This is a genomic window from Streptomyces sp. NPDC088707 (assembly GCF_044752725.1).
Classification (GTDB): domain Bacteria; phylum Actinomycetota; class Actinomycetes; order Streptomycetales; family Streptomycetaceae; genus Streptomyces.
In genome coordinates this window covers 899,298-913,907 of sequence record NZ_JBIVLV010000001.1, presented here as the reverse complement: position 1 = coordinate 913,907, position 14,610 = coordinate 899,298, and the positions used below count along the sequence as shown (strand labels likewise).

Annotated in this window: 15 protein-coding genes; 11 read left to right on the top strand and 4 right to left on the bottom strand. The window is 73.4% G+C overall.

What is annotated here, in order from left to right; genetic code table 11:
* Window positions 1-129: 129 nt before the first annotated feature.
* The 8 genes from ACIP84_RS03985 to ACIP84_RS03950 all read left to right on the top strand — a co-directional run bounded on the left by ACIP84_RS03985 (window position 130) and on the right by ACIP84_RS03950 (window position 7,884).
* Window positions 130-1,746, top strand: coding sequence for an ABC transporter substrate-binding protein (locus ACIP84_RS03985; RefSeq protein ID WP_401794172.1), 1,617 nt, complete (start codon window positions 130-132; stop codon window positions 1,744-1,746).
* Window positions 1,743-2,735 carry an ABC transporter permease gene (locus ACIP84_RS03980; protein ID WP_355964270.1) on the top strand — a complete coding sequence of 331 codons (993 nt, stop codon included), beginning with the start codon at window positions 1,743-1,745 and terminating at the stop codon, window positions 2,733-2,735. The genes ACIP84_RS03985 and ACIP84_RS03980 overlap by 4 nt, the downstream gene beginning before the upstream one ends.
* A complete protein-coding gene (locus ACIP84_RS03975; RefSeq protein ID WP_401794169.1) occupies window positions 2,728-3,564 on the top strand; it encodes an ABC transporter permease in 837 nt (278 codons plus the stop codon). Before ACIP84_RS03980 ends, ACIP84_RS03975 begins: the two co-directional genes overlap by 8 nt.
* The gene (locus ACIP84_RS03970; protein ID WP_401794167.1) at window positions 3,561-4,574 is read left to right on the top strand and encodes an ABC transporter ATP-binding protein; all 1,014 of its coding nucleotides are present in this window, start codon (window positions 3,561-3,563) and stop codon (window positions 4,572-4,574) included. The genes ACIP84_RS03975 and ACIP84_RS03970 overlap by 4 nt, the downstream gene beginning before the upstream one ends.
* Complete coding sequence (locus ACIP84_RS03965; protein WP_401794164.1) at window positions 4,567-5,238, top strand: ABC transporter ATP-binding protein; 672 nt, start codon at window positions 4,567-4,569, stop codon at window positions 5,236-5,238. Before ACIP84_RS03970 ends, ACIP84_RS03965 begins: the two co-directional genes overlap by 8 nt.
* Entirely contained in the window at window positions 5,235-5,867 is a 633-nt protein-coding gene (locus ACIP84_RS03960; RefSeq protein ID WP_401794161.1) for a hypothetical protein, read from the top strand. Before ACIP84_RS03965 ends, ACIP84_RS03960 begins: the two co-directional genes overlap by 4 nt.
* A 119-nt stretch (window positions 5,868-5,986) precedes the next feature.
* A complete protein-coding gene (locus tag ACIP84_RS03955; RefSeq protein WP_015038168.1) occupies window positions 5,987-6,181 on the top strand; it encodes a hypothetical protein in 195 nt (64 codons plus the stop codon).
* Between the two features lie 116 nt (window positions 6,182-6,297).
* The gene (locus ACIP84_RS03950; protein WP_401794158.1) at window positions 6,298-7,884 is read left to right on the top strand and encodes a hypothetical protein; all 1,587 of its coding nucleotides are present in this window, start codon (window positions 6,298-6,300) and stop codon (window positions 7,882-7,884) included.
* A gap of 59 nt (window positions 7,885-7,943) precedes the next feature.
* On the opposite strand, the gene ACIP84_RS03945 is transcribed toward ACIP84_RS03950, so the two are convergent.
* Window positions 7,944-8,744, bottom strand: coding sequence for a VOC family protein (locus tag ACIP84_RS03945; protein ID WP_355964276.1), 801 nt, complete (start codon window positions 8,742-8,744; stop codon window positions 7,944-7,946).
* A gap of 117 nt (window positions 8,745-8,861) precedes the next feature.
* Between ACIP84_RS03945 and ACIP84_RS03940 the strand changes: the two genes are divergently transcribed.
* Entirely contained in the window at window positions 8,862-9,545 is a 684-nt protein-coding gene (locus ACIP84_RS03940) for a formylglycine-generating enzyme family protein (protein ID WP_401794155.1), read from the top strand.
* Between the two features lie 166 nt (window positions 9,546-9,711).
* Here ACIP84_RS03940 and ACIP84_RS03935 read toward each other — a convergent pair whose 3' ends face one another.
* Together ACIP84_RS03935 and ACIP84_RS03930 are read right to left on the bottom strand one after the other, a co-directional pair.
* A complete protein-coding gene (locus ACIP84_RS03935) occupies window positions 9,712-10,653 on the bottom strand; it encodes a universal stress protein (protein WP_401794152.1) in 942 nt (313 codons plus the stop codon).
* 203 nt (window positions 10,654-10,856) lie between these two features.
* Complete coding sequence (locus tag ACIP84_RS03930; protein ID WP_355964279.1) at window positions 10,857-11,258, bottom strand: DUF5997 family protein; 402 nt, start codon at window positions 11,256-11,258, stop codon at window positions 10,857-10,859.
* A 64-nt stretch (window positions 11,259-11,322) separates the two neighbouring features.
* Between ACIP84_RS03930 and ACIP84_RS03925 the strand changes: the two genes are divergently transcribed.
* Both ACIP84_RS03925 and ACIP84_RS03920 read left to right on the top strand, forming a co-directional pair.
* On the top strand, window positions 11,323-12,174 hold the full coding sequence (locus ACIP84_RS03925) for a LysR family substrate-binding domain-containing protein (protein WP_401794149.1): 852 nt from the start codon (window positions 11,323-11,325) through the stop codon (window positions 12,172-12,174).
* A 97-nt stretch (window positions 12,175-12,271) separates the two neighbouring features.
* The gene (locus tag ACIP84_RS03920; protein WP_355964281.1) at window positions 12,272-12,850 is read left to right on the top strand and encodes a Type-2Aa cytolytic delta-endotoxin; all 579 of its coding nucleotides are present in this window, start codon (window positions 12,272-12,274) and stop codon (window positions 12,848-12,850) included.
* A 96-nt stretch (window positions 12,851-12,946) separates the two neighbouring features.
* Here ACIP84_RS03920 and ACIP84_RS03915 read toward each other — a convergent pair whose 3' ends face one another.
* On the bottom strand, window positions 12,947-14,605 hold the full coding sequence (locus ACIP84_RS03915) for an FAD-dependent oxidoreductase (protein ID WP_401794146.1): 1,659 nt from the start codon (window positions 14,603-14,605) through the stop codon (window positions 12,947-12,949).
* Window positions 14,606-14,610: the final 5 nt, after the last annotated feature.

Sequence of the window (14,610 nt, the reverse complement as noted above, 5' to 3'; positions counted from 1 at the left end):
GCACGGCGTCGGCCTCCCGGCCGGCCCGACGCCCCCGGTAAGGGGCCGCCGCGTCCACACCCCTTTACATACTGTTTAATTGCATGCTGTTCGCAATAACAGTTGATCTCCAAAAGGGGTGTGGACACGATGACCGCCCGATTCCTCCGCGGCACGGCCGCCGCGACGCTCGCGGGGGCCACCGCCCTCACCGCGGCGGCCTGCACGAACCCCGGCTCCACTGCCGGGGCCTCCGGCGGACCCAGGGATTCCGCGGTCGTCGGCATCGCCTACGAGCCCGAGACCCTCAGCCCCCTCCTCGGCTACGGCAAGGACGGCAACTCCAAGATCTTCGACGGGCTCCTCGCCTTCGACGCCGACATGAAGCTGAAGCCGGCGCTCGCCGCCGAGCTGCCGGACATCGCCGACGGCGGGCTCACCTACACGTACACCCTCCGCGACGGGGTCACCTTCAGCGACGGCGCCCCGTTCACGGCCAAGGACGTCGTCTTCACCTACCGGACGATCCTCGACCCGAAGACGAACAACGCCTCGCGCACCGAGCTCGACGCCCTCAAGAGCGTCGAGGCGGTCGGCGACGACACCGTCGTCTTCCACCTTAAGTACCCCTACGCGCCCTTCGCCGAGCGCACCGTCCACGCCATCGCCCCCGAGCACGCGGCGGCGAAGCAGGACGTCAACACCGGCGCCTTCACCACCAAGCCGATCGGTACCGGCCCGTACGTCCTCACCGGCTGGTCCAAGGGCGAGAAGCTCAGCTTCAAGGCCAACCCGACCTACTGGAACGGCGCGCCCGCGGTGAAGAAGTTCACCATGGCGATCATCAAGGACGACGACGTCCGCGCCACCCGCCTCCGCGCCGGCGACCTCGACGGCGCCGTCCTGCCGCCGAACCTCGCCGCCGGGTTCAAGGGCGACAAGGCGAGGAAGACCTGGCAGGCGAAGACCTACGACTACCGCACGGTCACCCTGCCCACCCACGACAAGGTCACCGGCGACAGCGACGTCCGCCGCGCCCTCGACATCGCGGTCGACCGCCGGGCCATGGTCGACAAGATCCTCGAAGGGGCCGGAAAGCCCGCCTACGGGCCCGTCCCCACCGACAGCCCCTGGTTCGCGAAGGGCACCGAGCGCCGCCACGACCTCCCCGGCGCGCAGAAGATCCTCGACGACGCGGGCTGGAAGCCCGGCCCCGACGGCATCCGCGTCAAGAACGGCGTCCGCGCCTCCTTCCCGCTCTGGTACCTCTCCGGCGACAAGCTCCGCCAGGACCACGCCCTCGCGTACGTGTCCGACGCCAAGAAGGCCGGCATCGACATCAAGGCCCAGGCCGGCACCTGGGAGGTCATCGAGCCGCGGATGAAGACCGACGCCGTCCTCGCCGGCGGCGGCGCGCCCGGCGACCCCGACTTCGACCAGTACCTGCTCCTGAAGTCGAGCCTCGCAGGCGACGGCTTCAACAACATGGCCTGGTACGACAACCAGACCGTCGACCGCGCCCTCGACGAGGGCCGCCGCACGAACGACCTCACCAAGCGCCGCGCCGCGTACGACACCGTCCAGCGCGAACTGGTGAAGAACCCCGGCTACACCTTCCTCACCCACATCGACCACCTCTACGTCGTCAACGACGACTGGGACGGGCCGAGCACCCAGACCGAGCCGCACGACCACGGTCTCGCCTCCGGTCCCTGGTGGAACGTCGAGACCTGGAAGCCGAAGGCCGCCGGAGCGACGAAGAAGTGAAGCGCAGCCTCCCCTGGGGGCCCATGGCACGGATGACGGGACGGCGCGCCCTGGCCGCCGTCCCCGTCCTCCTCGCCGTCACCTTCGCGGTGTTCGCCGTCGCCGAAGCCTCCCCGTTCGACCCCGTCAAGGCCTACGCCGGCACCGCCGGACTCACCGCCTCGCAGGAGAACCTCGACCAGCTCCGCGCCAACCTCGGCGTCGACCGACCCCTCGTCACCCGCTGGTGGGAGTGGCTCACCTCCGCCCTGACCGGCGACCTCGGCGACTCCGCCGTCATGCGCAGGCCCGTGGCCGAGGTCATCGGCGAACGCCTCGGCTGGTCCGTGCTCCTCGCCGTCACCGCGTTCCTCGTGGCCATCGCCCTCGGCACCCTTCTCGGCGTCCTCGCCGGGCGCCGCCGCGGCGGCCTGATCGACCGGGCCGTCAGCTCGGTCGCGTACACCCTGGAAGCCGCGCCGGCCTTCTGGCTCGGCCTCCTCGCCATCTGGTTCTTCGCGCTGGAACTCGGCGCGCTGCCCGCCGGCGGACTGACCGACACCGCGAGCGACACCGTCACCGCCGACCAGGTCGCCCGCCACCTGGTGCTGCCCGCACTCGTCCTCGGCGTCTCGCAGCTGCCCTGGTTCTTCCTGTACGTCCGCCAGGGCGTCGGCGACGCCCTCGACGAGGACCCCGTACGCGGCGCCCGCGCCCGCGGCCTGCGTGAGTCCACCGTCCTCACCGGCCACGCCCTCCGCTCCGGAATGCTGCCCATGCTCACCCTCATCGGCTCCCGCGTGCCCGAGCTGATCACCGGAGCCCTGCTCGTGGAGACCGTCTTCAGCTGGCCCGGCATCGCCGCCGCCACCGTCCAGGCCGCCACCTCCGTGGACTTCCCGCTGCTCGCCGCGCTCACGGTCCTGGCCACGGCCGCCGTCCTCCTCGGCAACCTGCTCTCCGACCTCCTCTACGGACTCGCCGACCCGAGGGTGGGCTTCGATGGCTGACCCGCGCACCCACCGCCTGCGGCTCTGGAGCTCCGCCCTCGTCGTCGGCGTCGTCCTCCTCGCGGTCCTGGTCGTGCCGCTGCTCGTCCAGCTCGACGAGCAGGCCGTCGACCTCTCGCGGAAGCTCCTCCCGCCGTCCTGGGACCACCCCTTCGGCACCGACGACCTCGGCCGCGACCTGCTCCTGCGCTGCGTCTACGGCCTGCGGATCTCGCTGCTCGTCGGCCTGGTCGCCGCGCTCGTGGCCACCGTCGTCGGCACCGCCGTCGGCGCGGCCGCCGGAGCGCTCGGCGGCTGGATCGACCGCACCCTCATGCGGCTCGTCGACGCCTTCTCCTCCGTGCCGCACCTGCTGCTCGGCATCTTCGTGGTCGCCCTCTTCCGGCCCGGTGTCTGGCCGGTGATCGCCTCCGTGGCCGTCACCCACTGGCTCTCCACCGCCCGGATCGTGCGCTCCGAGGTCCTCTCCCTGCGCACCCGGCCCTTCGTCGAGGCCGCGATATCCGGCGGCGCCACACGATGGCGCGTCGCCGTCCGCCATCTGCTGCCCGCCGTCCTGCCGCAGGCGGGGCTCGCGGCCGTCCTGATGGTCCCGCACGCCATGTGGCACGAGTCCGCGCTGTCCTTCCTCGGCCTCGGGCTCCCGAGCCACCAGGCGAGCCTCGGCAACCTCGTCCAGAACGCCCGCTCCTCGCTCCTCGCCGGACACGGCTGGCCCACCCTCTTCCCCGGGCTGCTGCTCATCGTCCCGACCCTCGCCATCGCCGGCCTCGCCGGCGTCTGGCGCGACCGCCTCAACCCGCGCCGCCGATCGGAGCTCATGCTGTGACCGCAGAGAACGTGCTCCGCGCCCTCGAAGCCGTCTCCGCCGGTCGGGCGGAGGACGCGGTCCTCAGCGTCCGCGACCTGAGCGTCCGCTTCCGGCTGCGGGGCGGGCGGACCGTCGAGGCCGTCAGCGACGCCGGCTTCGACCTCGGCGCGGGGGAGTGCCTCGCCCTCGTCGGTGAGAGCGGCTGCGGCAAGTCCGTGCTGGCCTCCGCCCTCCTCGGGCTGCTCCCCGGCAACGCCGAGACGTCCGGCACGGCCCTGCTCGCGGGCCCCGAGGGCGCCGCCGCGACCGATCTGCTCGCGGCCGGCGAGAAGACCCTCGCCCGCACGGTGCGGGGCCGCCGCGTCGGACTCGTCCCGCAGAGCCCCGCCGCCCACCTCACCCCCGTCCGCACCGTACGGTCCCAGCTGGAGGAGACCGTCCGGGCGCTCACCGGCACCACCCGCCGGGGCCGCCGGAAGGCCGCCGAGGACGCCGCGGAACGGGCCGCGTTCCCGGCCGGGCACCTGGACCGGTACCCGCACGAGCTGTCCGGCGGACTCGCCCAGCGCGCCGCCACGGCCCTCGCTCTCATCGGCGACGCGCGGCTGCTGCTCGCCGACGAGCCGACCACCGGCCTCGACCGCGACCTCGTCGACCGGACCGTCGACGAACTGCGCCGCCACGCCGACGACGGCCGCGCCCTGCTCCTCATCACCCACGACCTGGCCGCCGCCGCGCGCATCGCCGACCGTGTCGCCGTCATGTACGCGGGCCGCATCGTCGAGATCGCCCCCGCCCACCGCTTCTTCGGCCCCACCGGCCCCCGCCATCCCTATGCCCGGGGTCTGCTCGACGCGCTGCCCGACCGGGCGTTCACCCCGATCCCCGGCATGCCGCCGGAGCTCTCCGCCCTCCCGGAGGGCTGCGCCTTCGCCCCGCGCTGTCCGCTGGCCACCGAACTCTGCTCCGCCCGACCGGAGTTCACGGCCAACCTGGCCTGTCACCACCCGGAGCACCCCCGTGCTTGAACTCGACACCGTCACCGCCGGATACGACCGCCGCGCCCCCGTCTTCCGGGGTGCGTCGCTCACCGTCGCCCCCGGCGAGTCCGTCGGACTCCTCGGCCCCAGCGGCTGCGGCAAGTCCACGCTCGCCCGGGTCGCGGCGCTCCTCCACCGCCCGGACACGGGCCGTCTCGTCCTCGACGGCACCGAGGTCACGGCCTGGCGCCACCGCGCGCCGCGCGCATTGCGCACCGCCGTAGGCGTCGTGTTCCAGCAGCCCCGGACCGCCGCCGACCCCCGCCTCACCCTCGCTGACCTCCTCGTCGAACCCCTCCGGGCCACCGGCCGGCGGGCCGAGGCGGCCGCCCGCCTCGCCGAACTCGCCCCGGCCGTCGGCCTCACCCCCGACCTGCTCGGCCGCCGCCCGCACGAGGTCAGCGACGGCCAGCTCCAACGCGCCTGCCTGGGGCGGGCGCTGGCGCTGCGCCCCCGCTGGCTGGTCTGCGACGAGATGACCGCGATGCTCGACGCCTCCACCACGGCCGCCCTGGTCGCCGCCGTCGAGACCTACCGCGAGGAGACCGGCGCGGGCCTCCTCGCCGTCGGCCACGACCGGGTCCTGCTGCGCCGGTGGTGCGACCGTACGGTGGAGTGGAAGGACTGCCTGCCCGCCGAGGAGGGACCGTGACCGTGGAGTCCCCGTGGACACCGGCCGCCGAGGACGACCCGCTGGACGGCCTGCGCGCCGCCCTCACCGCCGCCCCCTGCGGCTACGAGCCGGAGTCGGGGTACCCGGACGCCTGCTGGATCCTCCACCCCGTGCACGACGAGGGTGTACGGCTCCGCTGGGACCAGGTCCTGGCCCGGGAGGGCCGACGGCTCGCCGACTGGCCGGGCACCCTGTCGTACCTGGTCTTCGAGGGCGTGACGGGCGCGGACGACCTGGAAGGGCCCGATCCGGCGGAGCTGGACCGCACCACCCTCGCCCGGCTCGTCGGGCACCTGGCGAGAAGCGGACCCTCGGGGTACGACACTCCGTGCGGCGCCGCCCAGGCCCCCGTGATGAACCGTCCGGGTGAGGAGCTGGCCGCCCGGCGGGGCCGGCTCGGCGACGCGCTCACCCATCACGACACCACGCCCGAGTTCCGGTTCCCCGCCACCTGGTGGGCGGCCGACGGGAGTTGGCTCGTCCTCAGCGACGTGGACCTGAGTGCGACCGAGGTGTTCGGGACCACCGCCCTGATCGAGGCGCTGCTCGCGGATCCGGAGCTCGACGCCGTCCGCCGGCCGGGCATCGCCGAGGCCCTCCGCGACTGACACCGGCCGAATCTCACCCGTATGGCCGCCCCGCCGTTCCCCCGGACGGACCGCGCATTCCGCCACACTGTCCGCCGAACGCCGCAATTCCGGTGCGGCGACGGAGGGACGTGAACGCGATGGCCGTTTCCATTTCTGTCGTGGTGCTGCTGCTGGTACTGGCCGTGATCTTCCTGCGCAACGGTGGACTCAAGGTCACCCATGCGCTCGTCTGCGCCCTGCTGGGCTTCTTCCTCGCCGGCACCAGCATGGCGCCGACCATCCACAACGGGGTCGCGGCCACCGCCAACGTGGTCTCCAGCCTCAAGCCGTGATCACTACCCGATCATGAACTGCCCGTGAAACACGGGGCAGTTGCATGTACATCTCATGCACTCGGGCCTAGCGTCGGCCGCCGGCGCGACAGTTTGTCGGCAACCCGAGGAGCCGCATGGCCACGCACCCGCCCCGAAGACGAGCCCGCGCGCTCACGCTGATCGCGCTCGGCGCCGCCGTGATGGTGGGGTCCGCCCCCGTCGCCCAGGCCCAGGAGATCCCCCTCGGCCTCGGCCACCGCCTCGTGGAGCACTACGAGGGCGCCCCCGCCACCGCGCGGCCCGTGCCGGGCAAGGGCACCGCCCAGCACCCGTACCTCGCCCCCAACGGGCGCAGCGGCATGCACGCCGACGGCGCGGGCAGCGGCACCCACCCCTACCCGGGCCCGCTCGGCCGCGACCCGCGCGTGCACAGCGCGAAGATCGCCCCCGTGGGCGGCGAGTGCGCCACCGTGACCTTCGACTCCGGCGGCCGGCTCGTCACCGTCTGCGGCACCTTCAGCGGCTTCCTGCTGAAGCTGCTCGACCCGCGCACCCTGGACACCCTCGCCGAGTACAAGCTGCCGCAGCGCTCGTCCACCGTCGAGGCCATCACCCGCCTCGACTTCGAGAAGATCTTCAAGGACACCTCCGGCGGCGCCTACTTCTACCTCGACAACCAGGACCGCGTCGTCCTCGCCGACTCCCGGCAGCACATCCAGCGCATCGCACATCGTCAGAAGGCCGACGGTGCCTGGGAGTTCGCCGTCGAGAACGACTGGGACCTCACCTCCCTCGTCCCGCACGACTGCGTCACCTGGACCAATCTCCTCCCCAGCGGCGTCTGCGACCCCGTCACCTCCGTCATGCCGGACTGGGACGGCCGCATCTGGTGGGTGACCCGCCTCGGCCGCGTCGGCACCGTCGACCCGGCGACGGGCGTGCTGCGCGCGATCCGCCTCGACGGCGAGGAGATCCAGAACTCCTTCTCCGTCGCCGAGGACGGCGTCTCCCTCGTCACCGACCACGCCCTGTACAGCTTCGAAGCCGACGCGGACGGCGTCCCGCGCGTGCGCTGGCGCGCGACGTACGACCGGGGGACCGGCACCAAGCCCGGCTCGGTGAACCAGGGTTCGGGCACCACCCCGGACCTCTTCGGCCCGCACGACGAGTACGTCGCCATCACCGACAACGCCGACGACCGGATGAACGTCCTCGTCTACCGCCGGGGCGCCGGCGTCCCCGCCGCCGAGCGCCTCGTCTGCACGGTGCCGGTCTTCCGCCCGGGAGCGTCCACCACCGACAACTCCCTGATCAGCTGGGGCAACAGCCTCGTCGTCGAGAACAACTACGGCTACGAGAACCCGAGTACGCTCCTCCTGGGCCGCAGCGTCGTCGGCGGCGCGACCCGGATCGACGTCCGCGCCGACGGCAGCGGCTGCGACACCGTCTGGGAGAGCGACGTCCGCTCGCCCTCGACCGTGCCCAAGCTCTCCACCGCCAACGGACTGCTCTACTTCTACGAGAAGCGCCCCCACTCCTGGGGCATCGACGCCTGGTACCTCACCGCGGTCGACTTCCGCACCGGCGACCGGGTCTTCAGCCGCTTCACCGGCACCGGCCTCGCGTACGACAACAACTGGGCCCCGATCACCCTCGGCCCCGACGGCACCGCGTACATCGGTGTCTTCAACGGCATCGTCGCGGTCCGCGACAGCGCCTGAGCCGCACACGGCCGCCCCGGGACCGAGGTCCCGGGGCGGCTCGCGGTCTCCCGTACCGGTCAGACCATCTCGGGCATCTCGCCGACGGTGGTCCTGACGTCGATCACGGCGAACGCGGCGCCCTGCGGGTCCAGGATCGCCGCGAAGCGGCCGAACGGGCTGTCCATCGGCCCGAACACCTTCCGCCCGTTGAGGCGTTCGGCCGCCTCGACCGCCTTGTCGCAGTTGTCGACGGCGAAGTACACCTGGATGTACGAGGGGATCTCCGGCGGGAAGTCCTCCGCCGTCATCGCCATGCGCCCGAGCACCGGGTCGGCGCCGAGGTCGAAGACCCGGTAGTCCATGTCCTCGTCCTGCATCTTCTTCGAGTTGTAGCCGAAGACGGCCGTGTAGAAGGCGTCGGCCTTCGCCGGCTCCCGGGTGAAGACCTCGGCCCAGACATAGGCGCCGCTCTCACCCTCCAGCTCGAAGCCCTCGTGCCGCCCCGCCTGCCAGATGCCGAACGCGGCGCCCGCCGGGTCCAGCGCGATGCACATCGACCCGAAGTCGCCGACCTGCATCGGCTCCATCAGGATGGTTCCGCCCGCGGCCTTGATCTTCTCCGCCGTGGCGGCGACGTCGGGCGAGGCGAAGTACAGACACCAGGCCGACTGCGCCTCACCGTCGTCCTGCCCCGGCATCGGCGGGACGACCGCCGCGACCGCCTTCCCGTTCCGGTACGCCTGCGTGTAGTTGCCATATTCCGTGGAGGACTCGCCGAAGGTCCAGCCGAGCACGTCGCCGTAGAACGTCTTGGCAACCTCGACGTCCTTGAACATCGCGTCGGCCCAGACAGGCGTGCCCTCAGGTCGTACGGCCATGACGGTGACTCCCGTTTCCGATTCGATGATGTGTTCCTGTGAGCCACGCTAGCCACGCTCGCCCCCGCCCGCTCGGTGACACGACGCGGCCGTTCCGAATGCTGCGACCATCGGGCCATGAGGACACAGGGGGACCACGCGATGATCGAGGTGCCGGCGGGCCGGGTCACGCTCTCGGACCGGCGCACGGAGCGGCGCTGGGCGGTGGACGTCGGCGCCTTCGTCCTGGGCGCCGTCCCCGTCACACGGGGACTGTACGAACAGGTCATGGGCACGCGACCGAGCAGCGCGCACGGCGACCGGCTGCCGGTCGAAGGGGTGTCCTGGGGCGACGCGGTCCGCTTCTGCCACGCACTGTCCGTACACGAGGGACTCCGGCCCGCCTACCGCGTCCCGGCGGACGACACCGACGCCGAGGCACCCGACTGGGACCCGGCCGCCGACGGCTACCGCCTCCCCACCGAGGCCGAATGGGAACACGCCTGCCGCGCCGGGACCACCGAGGCCCGCTACGGCCCGCTCGACGAGATCGCCTGGCACCGCGGCAACTCCGGCGAACGCCTCCACGAGGTCGGCGGCCGGCGGCCCAACGACTGGGGCCTCCACGACATGCTGGGCAACGTCTGGGAGTGGTGCTGGGACGTGTACGACCCCGAGGTCTACGGCAGCTACCGGGTGCTGCGCGGCGGCGGCTGGTTCGACGAGCACTGGAGCTGCCGCGCCTCGGTCCGCCGCCGCAGCCACCCGACCCTGCGCATCGACGACGTGGGCTTCCGGCTCGCCCGCACCTTCCCGGCCTGAGCGAGCCGCAGGGGGTCGCCCGGCAGCTCCCCCACCCCGGAGCGATGCGGCCCGAGCCGCACCATGCGGGCGGCCGCGGCCCCTTCGGCGGTACTCGTGTCACCCCGTCTCCCCGCGGCGTTCCCCGCGCCCCCACGGCGTCACGGAGCCGGCGGAGACGTATCCGTCAGGCCGGGGGCACCGGCGGAACCACCGCGACGGGACAGTGCGCGTGGTGCAGGACCGCGTGGGCGACCGAGCCGATCAGCAGCGAGCCGAACCGATGCCGGTGGTGCCGGCCCACCACCACCAGACCGGCGTCCCGCGAGCCCTCCACGAGAAGGCCCGCCGCGTCCCCCGGCACCACCGACGGGACCAGCTCGACCTCCGGCCGGCGCGCGACGAAGGGCCGCAGCCGCTCCTCCTGCTCCCGCGCCGCATCCCGCACGAACGCCTCCGCGCGGCCGGCGACGGGCAGGGCCGGAGGTACCTGGAGCGCGGGGGCCGGGGCCACGACGACGCTGGTCGGCTGAGGCGGCAGCCGGAGGGCCGTCACGGCCTCCAGCGGTACGCCCCGCTGCCGCGCCGCCTCGAACGCGAAGGCCACCACCTCGTCCGGAGTCTCCTCCGGATGCAGTCCGAGCAGCACCCGGCCCGCCTCCGCCCCGCCCTCCAGGGCGGCCGCACGCGCCTCGTGCGGGACGACGACGAGCGGGCAGGGCGCCGTCGCGGCGAGCGTACGGCTGGTCGAGCCGAGCAGCAGGCTCGCGAAGCCGCCGTGCCCGCGGGAGCCGGTCACCAGGAGCCGGGCGCCCCGGGCCGCCGCCGGCAGGGCGTCGGTCACGGAGCCGTCGAGCGACTCGTACCGGACGGGCATGCCGTGCCCGCGCCCCTCGACGACCGTCCGTACCGCGTCCATGACCGCGTCGGGCAGCTCGGGGGACGGACCGAGGGAGGCGATACGGGCGGCGCCGAGCTGCAGGGCGTCGGAGCGCACGTGGGCCGCGACCAGCGGCGCCTCCAGGTGCTCGGCGGCGCTCAGGGCCCATGCGAGGGCCCGGAGACTGTGCTCGGACCCGTCCACGCCGACGACGACCGGCGGCTCGGACGCGGTGTTCGTGTCACTCATGGGGGAATGACTCCCGCGGCCGGGCGCGCGCCACACCGGTCAGGGCCGGTCACGCCCCGCCCGGCGGGAGACCGGCACCGGATCCGGCGGGCGTGAGAACGGCGGGAGACCGGCGAGAACAGCGCCGGACCGGTCCGACGGCGAGAACCATCGGGACCGGTCCGGCGGTGAGGCGGTCAGGCGCCCTGTCGGCGGTGAGGCGATCAGGCGCCCTGCTCGCGGCGCGCGGCGCGCTCCGCGTCGCGCTCCTTGATGCGGACGGTCTCCTTGCGGACCTCCGCCTGGGTGGAGCGCTCCTTCTGCAGCCACTCGGGGAGCTCCTGCCGGAGCTCCTCGATCTGCTCCGTGGTGAGCGGGTCGGTGATGCCGCCGCGGGCGAGACCGGCGATGGAGATGCCGAGCCGCTGCGCGACCACCGGGCGGGGGTGCGGACCGTTCTTCCGGAGCTCCTGGAGCCAGGCCGGGGGGTTGGCCTGGAGCTCGTTCAGCTCGGTGCGCGAGACGACACCCTCCTGGAACTCTGCGGGGGTGGCCTCGAGGTACACACCCAGCTTCTTCGCCGCGGTGGCGGGCTTCATCGTCTGGGTGCTCTGGTGCGACGTCATGGTGTCAAGGGTATCGAGCGTGCGGGCGAGTTCCGACCACGGCAGCTACCGGTAACCTGGCGGGGTGACAGGCTCGGACGCTTCCCCTGCGGATTCCCCCTCTTCCCTCCCCTCTTCGCCCTCCCCCTCCCCTTCCTCCTTCAGGCTCGCCTACGTGCCCGGAGTGACGCCCTCGAAGTGGGTGCGGGTGTGGAACGAGCGCCTGCCCGACGTCCCCCTGACGCTGCTCGCCCTGACGCCCGCCGAGGCCTTCGGCGCCCTCCGGGAGGGCGCGGCCGACGCCGGTCTGGTCCGGCTCCCCGTCGACCGTGACGATCTGAGCGCCATCCCGCTCTACACGGAGACGACGGTCGTCGTCATCCCCAAGGACCACCTGCTCGCGGCGGCGGAGGAGGTCACCGTCGAGGACCTCGCCGAGGAACTCGTCCTGCACCCGCTCGACGACACCCTCGGCTGGGAGCAGCTGCCCGGGCTCCCGGCGAACGAGCGTCCCGCGACGACCGCCGACGCGATCGAACTGGTGGCGGCGGGCGTCGGCGTACTCGCCGTGCCGCAGTCGCTCGCCCGGCTGCACCACCGCAAGGACCTCACCTACCGGACGCTGACCGAGGTCCCGCAGTCGCGGGTGGCCCTGTCCTGGCGGGCCGCGGACGAGGCGCCCGACCTGGTGGAGGAGTTCATCGGCATCGTGCGCGGCCGCACGGTGAACAGCACCCGGGGCCGCCGCGCCGAGGCCCAGAAGGGCCAGAAGCAGCCGAAGGACCAGAAGCAGCGGAAGTCCGGCGCCACACCCGGCCGGTCCGGGAAGCCCGGTGCCGGTTCGCGCACGGCGGGCAAGTCCGCGGGCCGGAAGCCCGGCGGAGCCGGAGGCTCCGGCCGGGGCCGGACCGGCGGGAAGCCCCGCAAGCGGTCCTGACCCGCTGCCCGTCCGTACGGCGGACGCGGCCCGCTCCGACGGGCGGGTGCTCGGCATACTGACCCCTCCTGATCATCGAGATCACGCAGGAGGAGCTTTGGCCGCCAGTTTCAGGACCGTCGTCGAGGTGGGACCGGACCATCTCGCGCAGGCCCGGTCCATCGACCGGGTGTTCCAGCAGGCGATCGCGCCGGCGACCGTCAACTTCGACTTCGAGGCGATACGGGAGGCCGCGGCGGCCGTCCCGGACAGCACCGTGGTGAAGATGGTGCGGGGCTGGGGGCTCCAGGAGTACGCCCCCGTCCTCGTCATGGTCCTCTCCCTCAAGGAGGCCGTCCGGCAGGCCCTTCCGCCGGAGTGCGCGGAGGCCGGGTTCTGGGCCACCGTCGAGCGGGAGCTCGTCCAGGCCTTCACCGGCCTCGCCGCGCAGGAGGGGCGGCCCGGTCTGTCCTTCTACGAGGAGTCGGAGGAGCGGACCCGGTTCTACCGGGACCTGTTCTTCGCCCTGCAGGACGAGGAGACCGGGGAGCACATGTACGCCCTGGCCTTCTGCGTCGACGTGACCGTCGAGCTGCCGAAGGCGCGGGCCGTCGCCCTGGAGCTGACGGACATCGTGCCGTTCGCGGTCCGGCTCAACGCGATCGTGGTCCGCCAGGCCCTGGACCTGGTGGCCTGACGTCCCACGTCGCGACGGATCGCCGGCCCGCCGTCCCGGGCCGGACCCTCGGACCATCTGACCTACAGGCAGACCGGCCTGCAGACCTGTGGACGTTCAGACCTTCAGGCGCAGGCGACCGCCCCGCGCCGCCGCGACGAGCTCCGGCACCGTGGCGAGTTTGACCCGCGGGCGTCCCGCGTCCCGCCCCTTCGCCCGCTCGGCCCGGTCGATGGCCGCGAGCCCGCGCGCGTCGACGAGATGGCGGCTGCGCCTCCGCGCCAGACGGCGGAACTCCTGTGCCGTGCCCGTCGGCTTCGGCAGCGCACCGGCGACGGCGTCCGCGAGCAGCGTCCCGACGGTCTCCTCCGCGCAGGCCCGGTTGGCCCCGATGCCACCGGTGGGTCCGCGCTTGATCCAGCCGACGACATAGCCGCCGGGCAGCCCGGCCACCCGCCCCGCCTCGTGCGGCACCGTGCCGGTCGCCTCGTCGAAGGGCAGCCCCGCCAGCGGGACCCCCCGGTAGCCGATCGCCCTGACGAGCAGACCCGCCTCGATCTCCGTACCGGACGGCGATCCGTCCTCCGTGACCCTGACCGCGCGGACGGCGCCGGAACCGACGGCCTCGACGGGGGCGGAGTGGAAGCGGAGCACGATCCGGCGCCGCCCCGGCGCCGGGGCCCGCGTCCAGTCCACCGTCTCCCGCGTGACGCCCCGCAGGAGGGCGGCCTTCGCCCCGTCCGCCGCCGCGTCCACGCTCGCGCCGGTGCGCGGGTCCCGGTCGTCGACGACCAGGTCCACGCCCGGGAGGTGCTTCAGGGCGAGCAGTTCGGGGCTCGTGTACGCCGCGTCCTCGGGGCCCCGGCGGCCGAGCAGCACCACCTCGCGCACGGGCGTGCCGCGCAGGGCGGCGAGGGCGTGGTCGGCGATGTCCGTTCCGGCGAGGGTCTCGGGGTCCGTGAGGAGGACCCGGGCCACGTCGAGGGCCACGTTGCCGTTGCCGACGACCACGACCCGCTCGGCGGTGAGCCGGACGGCGTCCGCGCCGGTCTCGGGGTGCGCGTTGTACCAGGAGACGACGGAGGTGGCGGAGACGCTGCCCGGCAGGTCCTCGCCGGGGATGCCGAGCCGCCGGTCGGAGGGCGCGCCCACCGCGTAGACCACCGCGTCGTGGTGCGCGGCGAGTTCCTCGACCGTGACCTCCTTGCCGATGTCCACCCCCAGCCGCATCCGGACCCGGGGGTGGGTGTGGAAGCGGGCGAAGGTCTCCCCGGCTCCCTTGGTCGCCGGGTGGTCCGGTGCGACGCCGTACCGGAGGAGTCCGCCGGCCACGGGCAGCCGGTCGATCAGGGTGACCTCGGCGTTGGTGTGCAGGAGGAGGTCCTCCGCGGCGTACATGCCCGCGGGTCCGGTGCCGACGACCGCGATGCGCAGCGGGGCGAAGTCGGCCGGCAGGGAGCGGGGGAACGAGGGCTCGCCCCACGGGTGGAAGTTGGGCGAGGCGAGGGCCGGTTCGGGTGTCCGGCCGGCGTAGTAGGCGGCGTTGACGGCCTCGTACTCCCGCAGCCGTCCGGTGAGCCGGTCCGCCGGGAAGATCGCGTCGACGGGGCAGGCGTCGGCGCAGGCTCCGCAGTCGATGCAGGCCTTGGGGTCGATGTACAGCATCTCCGTGGTGCCGAAGTCCGGCTCCTCGGGCGTCGGGTGGATGCAGTTGACCGGGCAGACGGCGACGCAGGTGGCGTCGTTGCAGCAGGTCTGGGTGATCGCGTAGGTCATGTCGT